The 19,977-nt window shown below is 35.5% G+C and carries 14 protein-coding genes; 11 read left to right on the top strand and 3 right to left on the bottom strand.

Annotated features, from left to right (window positions below):
• Nucleotides 1–49: 49 nt before the first annotated feature.
• The 5 genes from RT250_RS08550 to RT250_RS08530 all read left to right on the top strand — a co-directional run bounded on the left by RT250_RS08550 (nucleotide 50) and on the right by RT250_RS08530 (nucleotide 6,387).
• Nucleotides 50–2,455, top strand: coding sequence for a TonB-dependent receptor (locus RT250_RS08550; RefSeq protein ID WP_313113989.1), 2,406 nt, complete (start codon nucleotides 50–52; stop codon nucleotides 2,453–2,455).
• A gap of 55 nt (nucleotides 2,456–2,510) precedes the next feature.
• Nucleotides 2,511–3,068 (top strand): PepSY domain-containing protein, encoded by a 558-nt coding sequence (locus RT250_RS08545; protein ID WP_313113986.1) that lies wholly within the window; start codon nucleotides 2,511–2,513, stop codon nucleotides 3,066–3,068.
• Nucleotides 3,069–3,758: 690 nt separating this feature from the next.
• Nucleotides 3,759–5,396, top strand: a complete 1,638-nt coding sequence (locus tag RT250_RS08540) for an ABC-F family ATP-binding cassette domain-containing protein (protein WP_185098711.1) — start codon at nucleotides 3,759–3,761, stop codon at nucleotides 5,394–5,396.
• 83 nt (nucleotides 5,397–5,479) lie between these two features.
• A complete protein-coding gene (locus RT250_RS08535) occupies nucleotides 5,480–5,980 on the top strand; it encodes a DUF4251 domain-containing protein (protein ID WP_313113979.1) in 501 nt (166 codons plus the stop codon).
• Between the two features lie 29 nt (nucleotides 5,981–6,009).
• Nucleotides 6,010–6,387 carry a PH domain-containing protein gene (locus tag RT250_RS08530; protein ID WP_313113978.1) on the top strand — a complete coding sequence of 126 codons (378 nt, stop codon included), beginning with the start codon at nucleotides 6,010–6,012 and terminating at the stop codon, nucleotides 6,385–6,387.
• Nucleotides 6,388–6,425: 38 nt separating this feature from the next.
• Here the strand turns inward: RT250_RS08530 and RT250_RS08525 are convergent, their stop codons facing one another.
• Nucleotides 6,426–6,809, bottom strand: a complete 384-nt coding sequence (locus RT250_RS08525) for a DUF3037 domain-containing protein (protein ID WP_313113977.1) — start codon at nucleotides 6,807–6,809, stop codon at nucleotides 6,426–6,428.
• The gene (locus tag RT250_RS08520; RefSeq protein ID WP_313113975.1) at nucleotides 6,787–7,584 is read right to left on the bottom strand and encodes a HipA family kinase; all 798 of its coding nucleotides are present in this window, start codon (nucleotides 7,582–7,584) and stop codon (nucleotides 6,787–6,789) included. The genes RT250_RS08525 and RT250_RS08520 overlap by 23 nt, the downstream gene beginning before the upstream one ends.
• Before the next feature lie 239 nt (nucleotides 7,585–7,823).
• Between RT250_RS08520 and RT250_RS08515 the strand changes: the two genes are divergently transcribed.
• The 6 genes from RT250_RS08515 (at nucleotide 7,824) to RT250_RS08490 (ending at nucleotide 17,600) form a co-directional block, all read left to right on the top strand.
• Nucleotides 7,824–9,299 (top strand): potassium/proton antiporter, encoded by a 1,476-nt coding sequence (locus RT250_RS08515; protein WP_313113973.1) that lies wholly within the window; start codon nucleotides 7,824–7,826, stop codon nucleotides 9,297–9,299.
• 76 nt (nucleotides 9,300–9,375) lie between these two features.
• Nucleotides 9,376–9,903, top strand: a complete 528-nt coding sequence (locus RT250_RS08510; RefSeq protein ID WP_313113971.1) for a DUF3124 domain-containing protein — start codon at nucleotides 9,376–9,378, stop codon at nucleotides 9,901–9,903.
• A gap of 117 nt (nucleotides 9,904–10,020) precedes the next feature.
• Nucleotides 10,021–10,782, top strand: coding sequence for a peroxide stress protein YaaA (gene yaaA, locus RT250_RS08505; protein ID WP_313113970.1), 762 nt, complete (start codon nucleotides 10,021–10,023; stop codon nucleotides 10,780–10,782).
• 63 nt (nucleotides 10,783–10,845) lie between these two features.
• Nucleotides 10,846–11,505, top strand: a complete 660-nt coding sequence (locus RT250_RS08500) for a uracil-DNA glycosylase family protein (RefSeq protein ID WP_313113968.1) — start codon at nucleotides 10,846–10,848, stop codon at nucleotides 11,503–11,505.
• A 339-nt stretch (nucleotides 11,506–11,844) separates the two neighbouring features.
• Nucleotides 11,845–15,351 (top strand): HYR domain-containing protein, encoded by a 3,507-nt coding sequence (locus tag RT250_RS08495; RefSeq protein WP_313113966.1) that lies wholly within the window; start codon nucleotides 11,845–11,847, stop codon nucleotides 15,349–15,351.
• A 125-nt stretch (nucleotides 15,352–15,476) separates the two neighbouring features.
• Nucleotides 15,477–17,600, top strand: coding sequence for a M3 family metallopeptidase (locus tag RT250_RS08490; RefSeq protein ID WP_313113964.1), 2,124 nt, complete (start codon nucleotides 15,477–15,479; stop codon nucleotides 17,598–17,600).
• Nucleotides 17,601–17,746: 146 nt separating this feature from the next.
• On the opposite strand, the gene RT250_RS08485 is transcribed toward RT250_RS08490, so the two are convergent.
• Complete coding sequence (locus tag RT250_RS08485) at nucleotides 17,747–19,915, bottom strand: S46 family peptidase (RefSeq protein WP_313113962.1); 2,169 nt, start codon at nucleotides 19,913–19,915, stop codon at nucleotides 17,747–17,749.
• Between the last annotated feature and the right edge of the window lie 62 nt (nucleotides 19,916–19,977).

The following is a 19,977-nucleotide window of genomic DNA, read 5'->3' as shown; positions in this document are numbered from 1 at the left end:
TTAAAGTATTTAAACATCTGAAATAAGTTTTTACTTCAGGATTATAACTATGAGATATATTTTCCCTTTAATTTTATTAATAGGTTGTGCGATTAATGGCTTTGGTCAAACAATAACTATTAAGGAAGAAGAATCTAATGAGCCTATTGAATTGGTTACTCTTTCAAATGTAAAAATGAATTTATATACCACTACAAATGCCAAAGGACAAGCTGATATTTCAGCTTTTAAAAATATTGAAAAGATAGAGATTCGAACACTAGGATATAAATCTATAACTAAAAGCTACGCTGAATTAGAGTCTGAAAATTTTGAAATTTATTTAAAATTATCAAACTTCAACTTAGATGAAGTAGTTATATCTGGCTCGCGTTGGCGACAAAGTAGTGATGATGTAGCTTCCAAAATTATTTCTATTTCTGCCAAGGAAGTTGCACTTCAAAACCCTCAAACAGCTGCAGATTTACTGAGTACTTCAGGTAAGGTTTTTGTGCAAAAGAGTCAGCAGGGAGGAGGAAGCCCTATAATTCGTGGTTTTGCTACTAGTCGTTTACTTTATTCTATAGATGGTGTACGAATGAATACCGCAATTTTTCGTTCTGGAAACCTTCAAAATGTTATAAGTCTAGATCCTTTTGCAATTGAAAATACCGAAGTGCTTTTCGGTCCAGGTTCTGTAATTTATGGTAGTGATGCTATTGGTGGAGTAATGAGTTTTCAAACATTAACCCCAAAATTCACCTTCACTGATAAACCTTATATCACAGGGAAAGCAAGTGCTAGATATTCTTCAGCAAATAATGAAAAAACGGGACATTTAGATGTAAATCTAGGTTTTAAAAACTGGGCGTTCATTACAAGTTTTACTTCTTGGGATTACGATCATCTTCGTCAAGGGAGACACGGTCCAAACGATTATATAAAAGATTTCTATGTTCAGCGACAAGGAGATTCGGACATTATCATTAAGCAAGACGACGAATTACTCCAAATCCCTTCAGCCTATTCACAAGTCAATTTAATGCAAAAAATTCGCTTTAAACCAAATGATAAATGGGATTTTCAGTATGGATTTCACTATTCAGAAACTTCTCCATATGGCAGATACGACAGGCATAACCGCTTAAAAGATGGATTTCCAAGATATGCCGAGTGGGATTACGGGCCACAAATATGGATGATGAATAATTTAAATATTAACCATACCGCCAACAATGCAGTATTTGACCAAATGAGCATACGATTGGCGCATCAATGGTTTGAAGAGAGCAGGCTAAGTAGAAACTTCAATAAAACTTCTCGTAGCAATCAAGAAGAAGAAGTTAGCGCATATTCTGTAAATTTAGACTTTGTAAAAAGTACCAGCGATAATAACACCTTCTTTTATGGTGTGGAATACGTTATAGACGATGTGAATTCTAAAGGGAAAGCTAAAGATATTACTACAGGTATTACAGAGGCCGCTCCTTCAAGATACCCCGTTTCAACTTGGCAATCGTTAGCGGTTTACTTCACAGATGAATATAAAGTTTCTGAAGAATTTACTTTAAGTGCAGGAGCGCGTTACAATCATATTTTGTTGGATTCAGACTTTGATACAAGCTTTTACTCTTTCCCTTTTTCAAAAGCAAGTATCAGCAAAGGTGCACTTACTGGGAGTATAGGAGGTGTTTACAGACCAACCAAAACATTAGTATTAAGTACAAACTTGGGTACAGCATTTAGAGCTCCAAATGTGGATGATATCGGTAAAGTTTTCGATTCGGAACCAGGAAGTGTTGTTATTCCTAATCCCAACTTAAAACCAGAATATGCTTATAATGCAGATTTAGGGATTGCTAAAGTATTTGGCGATATTGTAAAACTTGATGTTACTGCATACTATACTTCACTTAAAAATGCATTAGTTCGAAGAGATTTTAAACTTAATGGCCGTGATAGTATAATTTATGAAGGAGAACTAAGTCAAGTGCAAGCAATTCAAAATGCTGCAGTTGCACATGTTTATGGAGTTCAGGCGGGAGTTGAATTAAAACTACCAAAAGGGTTTGGATTTTCTACAGATATAAACTTTCAGAAAGGAGAAGAAGAATTAGATAACGGGAAAACTAGTTCCGCACGTCATTCTTCACCATTTTTTGGAGTATCACGTTTAAATTACAAGAAGAATAAATTGAGAATGGAGTTGAACGTGCTCTACCAAGGAAAACGCGATTTTGACGACTTACCTGAAGGAGAAAAAGGAAAAACTGAAATATACGCTTTAGATGAAAATGGCAACCCTTATGCCCCGTCTTGGTATACATTAAATTATAAAGCCCTTTATAAACTTTCACATACATTTGATATAAGTGGAGGGGTTGAAAACATTACAGATCAACGTTACCGTTCTTATAGTTCGGGAATTTCAGGGGCAGGACGAAATTTTATTTTATCGTTAACTGCTCACTTTTAATCGGTAATAATTGCTGTTTCTTTATTGATGAAGAAACATAGACGTATTTTATAATATGAATAGAAAAAAACACGCTGCCATATTGCGATCTACTAGGAAAATTCATCGTTTGATGGGAATTTTTCTTGCAGTACTGTTTTTGATAATGGCTGTTACGGGGTTGTTATTGGGATGGAAGAAGCACAGTTACGGAATAATGCTTCCGAAATCGGAAAAAGGAATCTCCACAAATATTGAAGAATGGATGCCTTTAGATAAATTGCATAGCATAGCGACAAAAACTCTTCACGAAAATGTTGATTCTAACCTATCTTTAGAATTAGACCGGATTGATGCTAGACCGGACAAGGGAATGATGAAATTCATATTTGAAGAAGGTTATCACGAAATACAACTAGATGCCACTACTGGCGAAGTTTTAAGTGTAGACAGAAGAATATCCGACTTAATTGAAGAGATTCACGACGGTTCAATAGTTGACGATTGGTTGAATATAAAAAACGGAGCATTCAAAGTTTTTTATAACACCTTAATGGGACTTTCTTTATTCTTATTTGTTATTACCGGAGTTTGGCTTTGGGTTGGTCCTAAAATTATGAAACGAGCCAAATAACATTTCTAATAGAAATGAAAAAGGGCCCGTCAAATTAATCGACATTGGCCCTTTTCTTCATCAAACCAACTATTTAAAAAAACAAACTAATATTAATTTTATGAATCGCTAAAAAATTTAGCCTTTGAATTTTAATGTGAATCGTTGTCTTATACACCTAAACTTTTTGATGTAAAATTTATTTTAAAGCTTCAAATACCTTAAAAATATTATCTCGTATAACACACAAATGGTGTGATTATATCGGAAAGATGGTAAATAATTTATAATAAGAAATTAAGGATTTTCTTAACTGAGAAGTATTCCTATCGCATTCATTAAAATTACTAAGTCTAATCATAACGGAGGATTTTTTTGATAGAAGGACAAACATATCAATTTATTTATTGATAAACAAGTATTTATAGTCAATAAAAAGTGGGTTTAAATATTTGATTTAAAGATTATTAAGTCTTTAATTTTTTCTACAACATAGACTCTGAATTATTTAATTAAAAAATCTAACTTGGTGAAAATTCATCTCACATTATCTCGATTTACTTTACTAGGGTTATAACTTATAATCCACTTTCTTTTAATAGTTTTGCAGCCTTTAAAAAAATATGACGATTGGACGTGTGACAAATGTTTTGACGATAAAATATTTGTCTTTAATTTAAGTTCAACGTTCTATTAAACACCTATCAGAATATGATTTCAATAGATAATTTGGCGGTTGAGTTTAGTGGAGACACGCTTTTTAGTGATGTGTCATTCGTAGTAAACGAAAACGACAAAATAGCCCTAATGGGTAAGAATGGTGCTGGTAAAAGTACTATGATGAAAATAATAGCAGGGGTTCAAAAACCTACACGAGGGAATGTACGTGCTCCAAAGGATACGGTAATTGCGTATTTACCTCAGCATTTATTAACGGAAGATAATTGCACTGTATTTGAAGAAGCGTCTAAAGCTTTCACTCAGATATTTGAGATGCGTGATGAAATAGATCGCCTTAATAAAGAACTCGAAACTCGAACAGATTACGAAAGTGATGAGTATATGAATATCATAACTAAAGTTGCAGAGTTAGGTGAAAAGTATTACGCGCTTGAAGAGATAAATTATGAAGCTGAGGTTGAAAAAGCGCTTCGTGGTTTAGGATTTAAAAGAAGTGATTTACATCGACAAACTTCAGAGTTTAGTGGTGGATGGCGTATGCGTATTGAACTTGCAAAACTCTTACTTCAAAAACCAGATTTAATTCTATTAGATGAGCCAACAAACCACGTAGATATTGAGTCGGTTATTTGGTTAGAAGATTTCTTGCTGAATAAAGCAAAAGCGGTAATTGTTATATCCCACGACAAAACTTTTATCGATAATATTACAAACAGAACCATTGAGGTAACAATGGGACGTATTTACGACTATAAGGCCAATTACAGCCACTATTTACAATTACGTGCCGATAGACGTGCTCATCAAATAAAAGCATATGAGGAGCAACAAAAATTTATAGCAGAGACAAAACAGTTTATAGAACGTTTTAAAGGAACTTATTCAAAAACCAATCAAGTAAACTCTCGCGAACGAATGCTGGAAAAGCTTGAAATTATAGAGATAGACGATATCGATAATTCGGCCCTAGCTTTGCGTTTTCCACCTGCACAACGAAGTGGGGATTATCCTGTTATCGTTGAAGGGCTTACGAAAAAATATGGCGACCACGTGGTATTTCAAGATGCTAATATGAGTATTTCTCGAGGTCAGAAAGTAAGTTTTGTTGGAAGAAATGGTGAAGGAAAATCAACAATGATTAAAGCCATAATGGGCGAAATAGATTTTGAGGGAACTTGTGCATTAGGTCACAATGCTAAGGTTGGGTATTTTGCTCAAAATCAAGCCGCGCTTTTAGATAAGGAACTTACTGTTTTTCAAACGGTAGATGAGGTTGCTAAAGGTGAAATTAGAACCCAAATTAAAAATATTCTCGGTCGCTTTATGTTTAGCGGCGATGATATCGATAAAAAAGTAGGCCTGCTTTCTGGAGGTGAAAAAACACGTTTAGCAATGGTAAAATTACTGCTGGAACCCGTAAACGTTTTAATTCTCGATGAGCCAACAAACCACTTAGACCTAAAGTCGAAAGACGTTTTAAAAGAAGCCCTGCTTCAGTTTGATGGTACCTTAATTTTGGTTTCTCACGATCGTGATTTCCTTCAAGGTCTTTCTGAAAAAGTTTTTGAATTTAAAGACAAACGAGTAATCGAACACTTTGAAAGTATTGACGATTTCCTTGAGCGTAATAGAATTCAAAACTTAAAAGAAATTGATTTAAAAGCGTAAATTATTTCGTCTAATATTGTAGTCTAAAACCCGAATGCGGTATAATTGTTGTAATCTTTGAGACTCTAAAAAAAATAAATATCATGAAAAAACATATTCTAATATTCACAGCACTGTTTGCTTTTGGATTTGCAAGCGTACAAGCTCAAAGTAAGATTTCAAAAAATAAACTTTCTATTTCACCCGAACAGAATAGTATAGAAGCTTTATTAAACTCGAAAAATTTTGAATTTATAGCAAATACAGCTTATCCTACAGGAGGAACTTCAAAAAACTTAGTTGGGAGTGATTACGCTATTATTTTTACTCCAAAAATGGTGAAGAGTCATTTGCCGTTTTATGGACGTGCATATAGCGGAATGAATATGAGTAAGGATAAAGGAATGCGTTTTAGCGGTAAGCCACAGGATTTTAAAATCGAAAATAACGAGAAAGGATATCACGTTCAAACTAAAGTTGAAGAGGATAACGATACTTTCTTAATATCAATTTCAGTGAGTAATTCTGGATATGCTACGCTTACCATTAGCAGCAACAACAGAGGAACTATAAGTTATTACGGAGAAATTATTTCAGCGAAATAATTAACAACTAATTCTTTACTATATCATTTATGAGTCTATTCAATAAAATACTTGGGAACGCAAGTGAGGTTTCTTCAGAAAAATTAACCGATAAATATAGTCGACTATTAATAGAAGGAGAAGTTATAGAACTTGGTTTTAAGCTTTTTCGTGATGTCTTTATGTTCACAAATAAACGATTAATTCTAATTGATTTACAAGGTGTAACTGGAAGCAAAGCAGAATTTAAATGCTTGCCTTATAAGCATATATCTCGCTTTTCATTAGAGACGGCCGGAACTTTTGATTTGGATGCAGAACTAAAAATTTGGATTTCAAGCGAAGATACGCCAACGGTAAGTAAGAAATTTAACAAGAGTATTGATATTTACGAAGTGCAAAAATATTTAGCAACCAAGGTATTGTAGGGGGATTCACAATTCGATAATTCTGAAATCCTTAGCGTTTACAAAACTAACTCGTTAAACAATCGCTCTAAGGTAGCATCTAGGTCATTGCTGAATCCATTGTGAGGACGTGAGGTTTGCAATGATGAACTTCGTTGTGCGGTAAGCCATCGAAATCTGTCGGAAGTCTCCCATTGTGCAACCAGCCCGCCTTGTTTCACTCCCATACAGATTTTCTCAAAAGCTTTAAGGTTGTTTTCAATCTCTTCAAATTCTAATTCGCAGGAAAAGGCTTTAAGTTTTTTAGTGTCGATATGGTACTTGCAGTTCAAGTATTTTGCACTTTTACTGAAAAGTATAATACCTACATTCAAGAACTCCTCACGTTCAACGCGGGGTACCAAACGTATTACCGCATATTCATATAAGTGTTTTCCTGGCATCTTGAATTTGTTTTACAAAATTATTTGCATTGTCTCTTCTCAGTACTAAAAACTGATAATATACATTTCTAATTTCCTCTGGATTCATATCAGTGCCTTCCCAATTTAGCCAATCTAAAGGGATAAGATTAGTAATTTCAAAGAGTTTATCATCTGGGAAAAGAGAAATCATTTGACTGTTTATTTCTTCAACTTTAGTAGCTTGAGGTAATAAAACATGGTCTTTAATATATGGAAACGGACTTTGTGCCGCTTTTTTCCAATCGCCCCAAGAATGGTGAAAATAAAATGTTGCGCCGTGATCGATAAGCCACAGTTCTTTATGCCAAATAAGCATATTGGTGTTTTTTACCGTACGGTCTATATTGGTGATAAAAGCATCCAGCCAAACTATCTTTGAAGCTAGCTCTTCATCAACTTCTGTAACTATAGGGTCGAATGTTAATGCACCTGATAGGAAATGTAAAGCTAAATTTAGCCCTTGACTTCCTTTTAATAAATCTTGAATTTCTTCATCTCCTTCACTACGTCCAAAAGCTTCATCTAGGTTTGCAAATACTAACTCAGGTACTCGTAGTCCCATTGTTCTTGCAATTTCGCCCCCTAATAACTCTGAGATTAAAGCCTTAACTCCATGTCCGGCGCCTCTAAACTTTAAAACGTATTTAAAATCGTCATCGGCTTCTGCCAATGCAGGTAACGAACCACCTTCCCTAAGCGGGGTAATGTAGCGCGTTACGTTAACGGTGCGGAGATCAATTTTCTTCTTAGTCATCGCTTACAAAATTAGTGTTATTTGTGAATATGCTATTGGAATACACAAATGAAGTTATTAGTGAATGTTTAAAATTTTATAAAGCCTTGAACTGCCAATGATAACAGATTTTAGAGTTTTATATTTGAGGAGTACCTTTACGTAGTTTTTGTTGCGAATTAAAAATTTAAATAGCAGATAATTTTACAAATTTTAATTTGTATTTTGCAATCTTCCTAACATTTTAAAAGATAAAGTTATTGAATCTAACCATTGAAAACATTCTGCTTGTTGGCTCAATTCTACTTTTTATAAGTATTATAGCAGGTAAAACTTCGTATAAATTTGGCGTTCCAACCTTGGTGCTTTTCTTGGGAATTGGAATGTTAGCAGGAGAAGATGGGATAGGGATTAGCTTTAACAATCCTCAAATAGCGCAGTTAATAGGAATTATTTCACTGAATTTTATTCTATTTTCTGGAGGGCTTGATACCGACTGGAAAGCTGTAAAACCCATTATGAAAGAAGGGTTTGCTCTTTCTACAATTGGAGTTTTTTTAACAGCTATTGGTTTAGGAACATTTGTATATTACGTAACAGACTTTACAATATATGAAAGCTTACTTTTAGGGAGTATAGTTTCCTCTACAGATGCAGCTGCAGTTTTTTCAATTTTAAGATCTAAAAACCTTGCGCTACGTGCCAATTTACGACCTACTCTTGAAATGGAGAGCGGAAGTAACGATCCAATGGCTTATGTGCTTACAATTGCATTTCTAGGCTTAGTGGTTAATCAAGACCAAGGTTTGGTTTCTATGATTCCTTTGTTTTTTCAGCAGATGATTCTTGGAACAATTGCAGGTTTTGGCTTTGGGAAATTAAGTAAAATTATTATAAACAGAATAAAGTTAGACTTTGAAGGTCTGTACCCAGTGCTAGTAATAGCATTGATGTTTATCACTTTTTCGGTAACAGATTTTGTGGGAGGAAATGGTTTTTTAGCTATTTATATATGTGCTGTATTTTTAGGAAATCAATATTTAATTCACAAAAAGACTATTTTAAAAATGTACGACGGTCTAGCCTGGCTAATGCAAATCGTACTATTCTTGACCTTAGGGCTTTTGGTATTTCCTTCGCAAATTGTCCCGGTAATTGGTATCGGACTTGTAATATCATTGTTTTTGATTTTTGTTGCGCGTCCCGTTGCAGTTTTTCTAAGCTTAATTCCATTTAAATTGAAATTGCGTAGGCGATTTTATATCTCTTGGGTTGGATTACGTGGAGCAGTGCCAATTGTATTTGCTACCTATCCGCTTTTAGCTGGAATCGACAAAGCAAATATGATGTTTAACATAGTGTTTTTTATCTCACTTACATCAATTTTAATTCAAGGCACTACGCTTTCGGTAGTGGCAAAATGGTTGAATGTAAGTATTCCAAGTAGTCAAAAAATACTAACACCTTCCGAGAAGTTTTTAGAAGAACATCCTAAAACAGAAATGCGCGAAATTGGAATTGCTAATGGAAATAAAGTAGTTGGGAAGCAGATAGTAGAGATAGAATTTCCTAAAACTGCTATTATCGCAATGATAAAAAGAGGGGATAAATATATTACACCTAATGGGAATACTGTAATTGATGCAGATGATGTGCTTATCGTGCTTTCAGAAAATAAAAAAGGAATTAAAAAAGTGTTTAAAGCCTTAAATATAAGAGAGTTCTCAGCTGCGTAAACGAAATTCGTATAGTTAAGTTTGAAACCAATAATTTATCGTAATTTTATGGTTATAACAATTAAAGAAAACCTAGTTGAGTATTAAGCAATTCTTCATATTAATTATTCTGTTTGGATTTTTTTCGGCTTGTGAAGAAACTACTGAAATAAGCTCATTTAGCCCTAATCATTGGGAAGATCATTATATTGAAAACAATTCGTTTTTTCCGAAGAATGACTCGTTGCAAAAGGGAAAAACTTATCTAAGTGTATATTCTCACATTTATAGTATTTCATTAAAGAAAACTCAGAACCTTACCGCTATGATAAGTTTGAGAAATGTAAGTGAAACTGATACTGTATTTATATCTAAAGCCAATTATTACAGTACCAATGGCGACCTGATTAGGCAATATTTTAAAAAACCGATTTTTTTAAAACCACTTGAAACAGTAGAAATTGTTATTGATGAAGCTGATAATTATGGGGGTAGTGGTGCCAACTTTATTTTTGAATGGTCTTCTAAAATGAAAACACCAGAGCCAATATTTGAAGCAATAATGACATCGCTACGCGGCGCTCAAGGCCTAAGTTTTACAACAATAGGAAAAAGAATAAAGTAGTTCTTCTACTTCACATCTTTTGTTAATATATAACTATTTAGTTATAGAAGTATCTAGCTGGTAACATTTTGTTTAGTTGTGTTTCTTTTCGTTATTTTTGAAGCAAAAGCTAAGAAAATGAAAATAGTAGTTTCCCCTGCAAAAACGTTGGATTTTGAATCTAAACTCCCAACCCCTCGTGCCACTCAACCACGTTTTTTAGAAGAAGCAGCGCTAATTAATAATAAACTTGAAAGAAAAAGCAAAAAAACCATTGCTGAATTAATGAATATTAGTGATAAGCTTGCTGAGCTAAATTACCAACGATATAAAGAATTTAATACTCCTTTCACGACAGAAAATGCTCGCCCGGCAGTATATGCTTTCGCAGGCGATGTTTATACAGGATTAGACGCTTATTCTATTTCGTTAGAAAAAATCGATCTTTTACAAGATTCACTCCGTATTCTTTCAGGGATGTATGGAATGTTACGACCTTTAGATTTAATGCAGCCTTATCGCTTAGAAATGGGAACTAAGCTTTCTGTTAATAGAAAAAAAGACCTTTATGAGTTTTGGAAGAAAATACTTACTGAAGCCCTAAATAAAGAATTACAAGATGATGAGCTATTTATAAATCTTGCCAGTGTTGAGTATTTTAAAGCCATAGACGAAAAAAATTTAAAAGTTCCAGTGATTTCACCAGTTTTTAAAGATTTCAAAAATGGAAAGCTTAAAATAATTTCGTTTTTTGCTAAAAAAGCTAGAGGTAGTATGACTCGTTTTGCTATAGATAGGGAAGTAAAAACTTTAGAGGATTTAAAAGCTTTTGATTACGATGGTTACGGTTATAGCGAAGAGTACACCGAAAAAGAAAAAGAACCAGTTTTTATAAGATAGCATTTTAAAATCCCTGAATTGATAGTAGTAATTTAAGATAGTAATCTAAATTTTTCAGTGCATTTGTTTCATCATATACATCCATATCCTCCATTTATTCCTGAAACAGCAACTAAGTTGATTGTTGGAACGTTGCCACCACCACGGTTCACTACAGGGGAATTAAAAGAAGGAGACGTAGATTTTTGTTACGGAAGTCGTGATGGGCAATTGTGGGTTATTTTAGACAAAATATTCGATTTGAATTTAAAATTCGAAAATACTGCTGAAGCCATAGAACAACGTGAACGATTTCTTATAAATCGAGGAATTGGTGTTTGTGATATGGTAGCCTCAGCAAAACGAGACAAGGTAGATGCTTCAGATATTGGAATGAGGGATGTAGAGCTACGTGATTTGGTAGTCATACTCCAGCAGAACCCAAAGATTGATACCTTGCTTTTTACCGGAGGAAATAGTAAAAATGGTCCAGAATACTTCTTTAGAAGAAAACTAAAAGAGTACAATATTTCACTTAAGGTAATTTCAAACAAAGTACCCCGCATACATACTTTTCAATTGCCAAATAACGGAAGAGAAATAATAACAGTTTCACTCATAGCTCCATCTGGAGCTGCAAATAGGGCAGTAGGAAGTTTAGCTTCGTATAAAAAAATGAAAGCAGAATTCCCCCAAAAAACTACAATAGATTTCCGAGTACAACAGTACAAACCATTCTTCTAGTTTTACTGTTTACGTTACGTAAATCGGTTAGCTCATTTTATGTAAACTCGTGTTTTGTTTTGGAGCCTATAATAATTAAAGAACAACTTGTTTTAACAGTGAGCTAATACAAAATTGATTTTAGTCGAGATATTGTAAAATTTTTAGAGTTGATTCTCCTGATTTCATAAATATCTGTAAAGAAGATATTTGTGTGATTATTTTAGAAAAACAGCTTAAATTATTAATAAAATTGCGACTTGTTTAATATTTTAATTATGCATTTCAGAATAATTTGTCAATTAATATAAAATGCTGTACATTTAACGTGATTTTAACTATTAACTTAAATTATGTTTTATGAAAAAAATTACCTTTTTAACCTTAATGGCATTATTTCTTACCTCCTTGGGGTGGCAAGCCAATGCCCAATATTGTGCTGCTGCTGGAAACAGTACCACATATGAAAAAATTACAAATGTTACCTTTGCGGGCATAAATAATTCTACTACCGTTCATCCAGGATATAGCGATTTTACAAGTATGGTTGCAAGTCTTAGCCCTGGAGGAACTGAGCAATTATCAATCACCATAGATCCTGATGGTGGTGATTACTTATATGCATTTATCGATTGGAATCAAAACGGTGTTTTAGACGATGCTGGTGAGGCGTATAACATCGCTGGTCCTATTGGAACTAATGGACCTCATACTATGAATATAACGGTTCCTGCTTCTGCCGCACTTGGGGCTACTCGTATGAGAATTAAATTGAAATGGGGAGCATCAGATCCTGGACCTTGTGGTACTTTCTCTTTTGGAGAAGTTGAAGATTACACTGTAAATGTTGGAACCGTAGTTGGTAATCCACCTGTTATTTCTTGTCCTACGGATATCACAGCCTATACTGAGGCTGGCGTATGTACTGCAGCAGTGAATTTCAGTGATGCGATTGCGTTTGATACTGAAGATGGTGCGATTCCTACAACTCAAACTGCTGGTCCTGCTAGTGGAAGTGACTTCCCTTTAGGGGTAACTGTAGTTGAGTATTCTGCAACTGATAGTGATGGAAATACTGTTACTTGCCAGTTTGAAGTAAATGTAATAGATGACGAAGCTCCTATTGCGGTTTGTCAAGACATCACAGTAGATCTTGATTCTGTAACTGGAATGGCTTCAATTACAGGTGCAGATATTGATAATGGTTCTACCGATAATTGTGGAATTGCTTCCTATACTCTAGATGTTTCAAGTTTCGACTGTTCAATGATTGGAGAAAATACGGTAACCCTAACGGTAACTGATAACTCAGGAAATTCATCAACCTGTACTGCTACCGTTACTGTTCAAGATACTACTGCACCAGAGGTTTTCTGTGTTGGAGGATTTGGAAACTTTTCAGAATCTGAAGATTTTGAATCGGCTTCTGTTCCTGCGGGATGGACAACTAATATAATTTTAGGTTCTCAAGATTGGACTTTCGGTTCAGGTGAGATGCCAACTGGAGGAGACTTCCCGACTAATGCCGCCATTTTTGATGACGACGCAGCTGGAAGTGAAGACAATATTGCAGAGTTAATTTCTCCAGTTTACGATTTAACAGGAGCAACTGCTGCAGATATTTCATTCGATTATGCACTTCAAGATTTCGCAGGTTTAGGTCTATTGCGTGCCGAAGTTTGGGACGGAGCTGCTTGGCAAGAAGTTTTCTTAGCTGATAATGCAGATATCGACCCTACAAACACTGGTGCAATTGATGTAACTGCATATATAAACAATGCCTTCCAAGTTAAATTCACTTTTGATGATGAAACAGGATGGAACTGGGGTGCCGGTGTAGACAACTTCTTACTAAACTATCAAGCTGCTTCAGGTGGTGGACTAGACGTATATCTTGATGCTAATGGTGTAGCAAGTATTGATCCTAGTGATCTTGTAACAGGTGTTACAGAAGCTTGTGGATACACAATTACCGCTGGAGGTGTTGGTGGAGGAGCTCAAGGCTCTTTAACAAGTCTATTTGCTTCTGGAAATAATGGAGCTATGGGTGGTGCTGTATATTTTGATATCACAGTTGGTCCAAGCGACTTAGATGTTACTGAAATTGATATCAATACCGCAGACCCAGGTGCATTTACTATGGATGTTTACACTCTAGTAGGGACTTATGTTGGCAATGAGACCAATGCCGCCGCATGGGGAACAGCTGTTGCAGTCGGTTCTGGAACAGGTGCAGGACAAGACGCTCCATCTAATGCTGTATTAGATAATCCTATTACATTAAGTGCAAATACTACTTACGGTATTGCATTGGTATTAGATGCTACTCATGGTCATTATTATACAAATGGTGATGGAAGTAATCAAAATTTCTCTAATGCTGATATGTCTATGTCTTTAGGGGCTGCCTCTAATACGCCTTTTACAACGCCAATTTTTGCACCAAGAGTATTTAATGGTACAGTTCATTATGTAACAAGTGGTGGTTCAGGACTTGATTTTACATGTGCCGATCTAGGTGAAAACATAGTAGAAGTTACTGTAACCGATTCTAGCGGAAATACTGCAACTTGTACAGCCGTTGTAAATGTTATTGATAACATCGCACCAGTAATTACATGTGGTGTTGTGCCTGTAACTACAGAATTAGAAGAATTTGAAGGATCAACAATACCTTCTGGATGGACAACTGAGGTACTTAGCGGTAACGCAGATTGGGCATTCGGATCTGGTGATATGCCTACAGGAGGAGATTTCCCTACAAATGCAGCAATCTTTAATGACGATGCAGCTGGTAGTGGGGAAGTAAACATGGCATCATTAATCTCTCCAGCATACGATATTACTGGAGCTGTTACTGCATCTGTATCATTTGACTACGCATTACAGGAATTCGCTGGTGATGGTACACTTACAGTAGATGTTTACGATGGTGCAGCTTGGCAGCAAATTCTTTTTGTTGAAGTTGATACCGATCCTACAAACTCTGGTAGTATAGATGTTATGCCATACGCAAATGCCAACCTTCAAGTTCGTTTTACTTTTGACGATGAAGGTTCATGGGGATGGGGTGCTGGAGTTGATAACTTCGAGATTACTTACGAGACTTCTGCAACTGGTAACATGATAGATGTTGCTCTTGGCGCGGATGGAACTGCTACCATAGATCCATATGCATTACTTTCAAACATTGATGAAGCTTGTGGTATAGATACTATTGCTACTGATGTAACAACTGTTACATGTGCAGATATAGGTACTCCAGTAATGGTAACGGTATTTGTGAGTGACGCAAGTGGAAACGTTGCTTCATGTGTAGCAGAAGTAAATGTTGTTGATCTATTAGGCCCAGAAATTACTTGTCCTGCAGATCAAACCGTTGACCCTGGTGTTGGAAACTTATATTATATCGTTCCAGATTACTTTGCAAATGGTGAAGCTACTGCTATAGATAATTGTACAGACCCTGTTACTATTACTTCGCAAGACCCTGCTCCTGGAGCAGCCTTGCCAGATGGAGTACATACAATTACTTTAACTGCGACAGATGAATATGGAAATTCTTCTACTTGTAGCTTCGAACTTACTGTTGAAACAGTGCTTGGTGCTAATGAAAACTCCTTAGAAACTGGAGTTACACTGTATCCTAACCCAGCTAGCACAATGGTAAACCTTGTGAATAAGACTAATATTGCTCTTGAGTCGATGACAATTTTCGATGTGAGTGGCAAAATGGTTAGCCAGATAAATCTAAGCGCAATGCAAGGCGAGAAAGCAGTTGATATTTCGACTCTTGCTACAGGAGTGTATGTTGTTCAGATTGTTGGGGACAACGTAAGTACTGTTAAGCGATTGATTGTAGAATAATTCAAACTATAAAATAACCAATCAAAAAAAAGGAGACCCCTTCAGCTTTTGCTGAAGGGGTTTTCAATTTTGTAGCGAAAGGTTATTACGTATCTTTACAGTTATATTATAAAAAAATCAACATAATGAAAAAAGTTATTCCGTTTCTTACCCTAGCGTTGCTAGTGGTAGGTTGTAACAATTCTAAAGAGAAAGAGAATAAGAGTAAAAGCGAAGATGAAATGAGTACAGAAAATCCATTATTTTCTGAAAGCACCTTGCCTTATGGTGCTCCAGATTTTTCAAAGTTAAATGATGATCACTATAAGCCAGCGTTACTTAAGGGTATCGAAGAGCAGAAAAATGCAGTTCAGGCTATAGCAAATTCTGAAGAGGAACCTACTTTTGAAAATACAGTTCTGGCATTGGAAAAAAGTGGAGAATTGTTAGAAAGAGCTTCACAAGTGTTTTATGCGCTAACAGGTTCACATACTAACGAAACCTTACAAGCTATTCAAGAAGAAATGGCTCCAAAATTTGCTGCGCAGAACGATATGATTTATTTAAACGATAAGTTGTTTCAACGTTTTAAAACCTTATACGATAAGAGAGAATCATTAAATTTAGATGCTGAATCGTTAAAACTTTTAGAAGAGTATTACGAGAATTTTGAAATAGCAGGGGCAAACCTTTCTTCAGAGGATAAAGACCAGCTAAAGCAGTTTAACGAAAAAATTGCAACGCTAACCAATAGGTTTGGTAAAGTGCTTTTAGATGCAAACAATGCAGGTGCAGTTACTTTTACCAATAAAGAAGAGTTGGCTGGATTAGATGAAGATTATCTTAAGTCGATTGAAAATGAGAATGGAAAAGGTTGGACAGTAGCTTTGTTAAATACTACCCAACAGCCGCTCTTGTCGTCTTTGGAAAATAGAGCTACACGTGAGAAATTATTTAAAGCTGCATATCACAGGGCAGATCAGGGTGCAAATAACACTAGTGAAATTATAAAAGAATTAGTTGAGGTTCGCGCACAAAAGGCAAAACTATTAGGATTTAACAACTATGCTGAGTGGAGTCTACAGAAAACAATGGCAAAAAGTCCAGCAACAATTAATAAGTTTTTTGATGGATTAATTGCTGCTGCAACTGCTAAGGCTCAAGTTGAAGCCGATGAAATTCAAAAAATGATTAAATCTAAAGGTGGAGACTTTACCTTAGAACCTTGGGATTGGAATTATTACGCTGAAATGGTACGTAGAGAAAAATACGATCTAGATGAAAATCAGATTAAGCCATATTTTGAAATGTATAACGTGTTGGAAAATGGTGTTTTCTATGCTGCAAACAAACTTTATGGCATTACTCATAAAGAAAGAACCGACATTCCTGTGTATCATGATGATGTAAAGGTTTATGAGTTATTCGAAGAAAATGGTGACCAACTTGGGCTCTTTTATGTAGATTACTTTGCTCGCCCTAGCAAAAGAGGAGGAGCATGGATGTCTAATTTTGTAACACAATCTAAGCTTTACAACAAAAAACCAGTTATATATAATGTATGTAATTATCCAAAACCAGCTGGAAATGAACCTGCACTATTAACCTACGATGAGGTAGAGACTATGTTTCACGAATTTGGTCACGCGCTTCACGGGTTTTTTGCAGCCCAACAATACCCTTCACTTTCAGGAACAGCAGTTGCTCGCGATTTTGTTGAGTTTCCATCACAGTTCAATGAAAACTGGGCTTTGTATCCAGAAGTATTGAAAAACTATGCAATGCATTATAAAACTGGAGAAAAGATTCCACAGGAACTAATTGATAAAATTAAAAATTCTGGCACTTTTAATCAGGGGTATAGTCTAACAGAAAACCTGGCAGCTTCAAATTTAGATATGCAATGGCATACTATTGCAGCTGATAAAAAGATAGAAGATGTTGCTAAATTTGAAAAAGACGCCTTAAATAGAACTAAATTGGATGTAGTTCACGCTGTGCCTCCTAGGTACCGTTCAACGTATTTTGCACATATTTTTGCTGGAGGTTACGCTGCAGGTTACTATTCGTATTCTTGGACCGAAATGCTTCACCACGATGCTTACAACTGGTTTGAAGAGAATGGAGGGATGACACGTGAAAACGGACAGCGCTTTAGAGATATGGTAATCTCAAGAGGAAATACTATGGAGCTAGAATCAATGTACAAAGCTTGGAGAGGTAGCGATCCAAAAATTGAGCCTATGCTAAAAGCAAGAGGATTAAAATAAGAAGTAGTTATTATGGGGTAATCCAATAACTTATCAAATTATGCTTAAACCACAACATTGTATTTTGTGGAATAGAAATTAAAAAGCCCCCAACGAAAGTTGGGGGCTTTTTTTAACTAATAATTGTAGTAACTAACCGTAGCTCATTACTTCCTTTTCCTAGATTTCTTATTTCCTTTTTTGGGGTGAACAAGTTTCATTTCATCAATAAGATTTGTTGCGCCCGCATACTTATCTACAATAAATAATACGTAGCGAATATCAACCATAATGTTTCTTGAAAGAGAAGGGTCGTAATAGTAATCACTCATTGTACCCTCCCAAACGCGGTCGAAATTAAGACCGATAAGGTTTCCATGGGCGTCAATAGCAGGGCTACCGCTATTACCACCAGTAGTGTGGTTGGTACCGATAAAATTCACAGGCATTTTGCCGTTTTCAGCATACTGGCCATAATCTTTAGCTTCGTATAGATCTATTAATTTTTGAGGTACGTCAAATTCATAATCTCCTGGAATGTATTTTTGCATAACTCCTTCAAGATGCGTTACTGGCTCGTAATAAACGGCATCAGCGGGAGAGTAACCCGCTACTTTTCCATAAGTAACACGTAGTGTTCCATTTGCGTTAGGAAAAATTCGATCTTCCTTAGGGCTTAATTCAATCAACGCTTTCATATAGTCACGTTGCAATCCAGTAATGTTTAGTTGAATTTCTTCATATTTAGGCGCAATTTTTTCGAAATATGCTTCTGCCATATCTTTTACAACATTAAAACCAGGGTCGTTGTTAAGATTTGAAATTACAGTTTCGGCATCACCTTCTAATAATTTCTTCAATGAGTCGAAATCTACAAAAGCAGACTTGCTGTAAACCTCTTCAGTTAATGCTTTTGAATCGAGGTTATTAAATGAAGCAGGTAAAAACTCCTGTGGAACTTTTTCAGCATAGATAGCAATTAAAGCTTCAAAAACCTCTTTGTCAACTTTTGCACTGTAGTCTTTATAATGGCCAGACATTCTCTCTATCATATTATCTCTTCTATCTTTAAAAGATTGAGCCCCTCTAGCATCATATACCTGTGTGAGCTGGTAAGCTTGAAATCCAGTGCGAAGTAACTCCACATTTCTTAAAACCGTTTCAAAGAAATACTCACGAGCTAAGTTGTAAGGTTCAATTTCGGCGTAATACTTCTCAAATTGTGGTAGCAAATTTCCGTATTCATTTTGCTTTCCTTTTTTGTTTATTTGATTAGTAAGCGCTTTTTCTTGTTTCTGTTTAATACCAACGGCATTACTTTTTGTCAATCCAAGTGTTTCTCCTTGCCACTTTTTCCAATAGTTTGCGATACGTGCAAATTTTGATGCATATTGAATTTTAATCTGTGGGTCAGCACGCATATATTTATCCTGTACAGCTAAGGCAGCATCGCGAATTGCAATACGAGCAGGGTTTACTGTATTAATAATTTGCTCAATAGCAAATGAAGGTAAATATTCGTCGGTTGTTCCTGGAAATCCAAAAACCATTGTAAAATCGTTTTCAGCTACGCCATCTAATGAAATTGGAAGGAAGTGTTTTGGAGTATAAGGTACATTGTCTTCCGAATATTCTGCTGGGCGATTGTTTTTGTCTGCATAAATTCTAAAAAGTGCAAAATCACCCGTATGGCGTGGCCAAATCCAGTTGTCGGTATCGCTACCAAATTTTCCAATAGATGAAGGTGGAGTTCCTACTAGGCGAACGTCCTTAAAAGTTTCAACTACAAATAGCATATATTGGTTTCCTTCAAAGAATGTACGCACTCGGTTCTCTTGCCATGCTTCTTTCGGAAAGCTCTGTGAAACCTGAGCGATATTTTCTTCTATTCTTTTCTGTTTATCGGCTTCAGGCATTGATTCTGTAACCCCATTCATCACCTGAGTGGTAACGTCTTCAATTTTAATGATAAAAGTTGCTGTTACTCCTGGGTTTGGCAATTCTTCTTTTAAATTCATTGCCCAGAAACCGTTTTCTAAATAATCGTTTTCTAATGTTGAATGACTTTGAATTTGTGAATAACCACAATGATGGTTAGTTAGTAAAAGTCCTTGGTTACTAATAACTTCAGAAGTACAACCACCATTAAAATGTGGTACCGCATCTTTTAAGCTAGCGTTGTTTACATCGTAAATATCTTGGGCTGACATTTTCATTCCAAGATTTTTCATTTCAGACTCATTCATTCCTTCTAAGAGTGAAGGAATCCACATACCACCTTGCTGCGCAAAGAGCGGGACGGATAAAAAGATAAAAAGTACACGTAATAATTTCATAGAATAATTTTTAAAGAATAATAGTCTGCAAGATAAGAATACCACAACAAATATGAAGATTT

The organism is Aequorivita sediminis (assembly GCF_032080575.2).
Classification (GTDB): Bacteria; Bacteroidota; Bacteroidia; order Flavobacteriales; family Flavobacteriaceae; genus Aequorivita; species Aequorivita sediminis.
This window is presented reverse-complemented; position numbering and strand designations above follow the sequence as displayed.

Coding starts and splice junctions, on each gene's coding strand:
- RT250_RS08550 (WP_313113989.1), top strand. CDS start 50: ATGAGATATATTTTCCCTTTAATTTTATTAATAGGTTGTGCGATTAAT.
- RT250_RS08545 (WP_313113986.1), top strand. CDS start 2,511: ATGAATAGAAAAAAACACGCTGCCATATTGCGATCTACTAGGAAAATT.
- RT250_RS08540 (WP_185098711.1), top strand. CDS start 3,759: ATGATTTCAATAGATAATTTGGCGGTTGAGTTTAGTGGAGACACGCTT.
- RT250_RS08535 (WP_313113979.1), top strand. CDS start 5,480: ATGAAAAAACATATTCTAATATTCACAGCACTGTTTGCTTTTGGATTT.
- RT250_RS08530 (WP_313113978.1), top strand. CDS start 6,010: ATGAGTCTATTCAATAAAATACTTGGGAACGCAAGTGAGGTTTCTTCA.
- RT250_RS08525 (WP_313113977.1), bottom strand. CDS start 6,809: ATGCCAGGAAAACACTTATATGAATATGCGGTAATACGTTTGGTACCC.
- RT250_RS08520 (WP_313113975.1), bottom strand. CDS start 7,584: ATGACTAAGAAGAAAATTGATCTCCGCACCGTTAACGTAACGCGCTAC.
- yaaA (WP_313113970.1), top strand. CDS start 10,021: ATGAAAATAGTAGTTTCCCCTGCAAAAACGTTGGATTTTGAATCTAAA.
- RT250_RS08495 (WP_313113966.1), top strand. CDS start 11,845: ATGAAAAAAATTACCTTTTTAACCTTAATGGCATTATTTCTTACCTCC.
- RT250_RS08490 (WP_313113964.1), top strand. CDS start 15,477: ATGAAAAAAGTTATTCCGTTTCTTACCCTAGCGTTGCTAGTGGTAGGT.
- RT250_RS08485 (WP_313113962.1), bottom strand. CDS start 19,915: ATGAAATTATTACGTGTACTTTTTATCTTTTTATCCGTCCCGCTCTTT.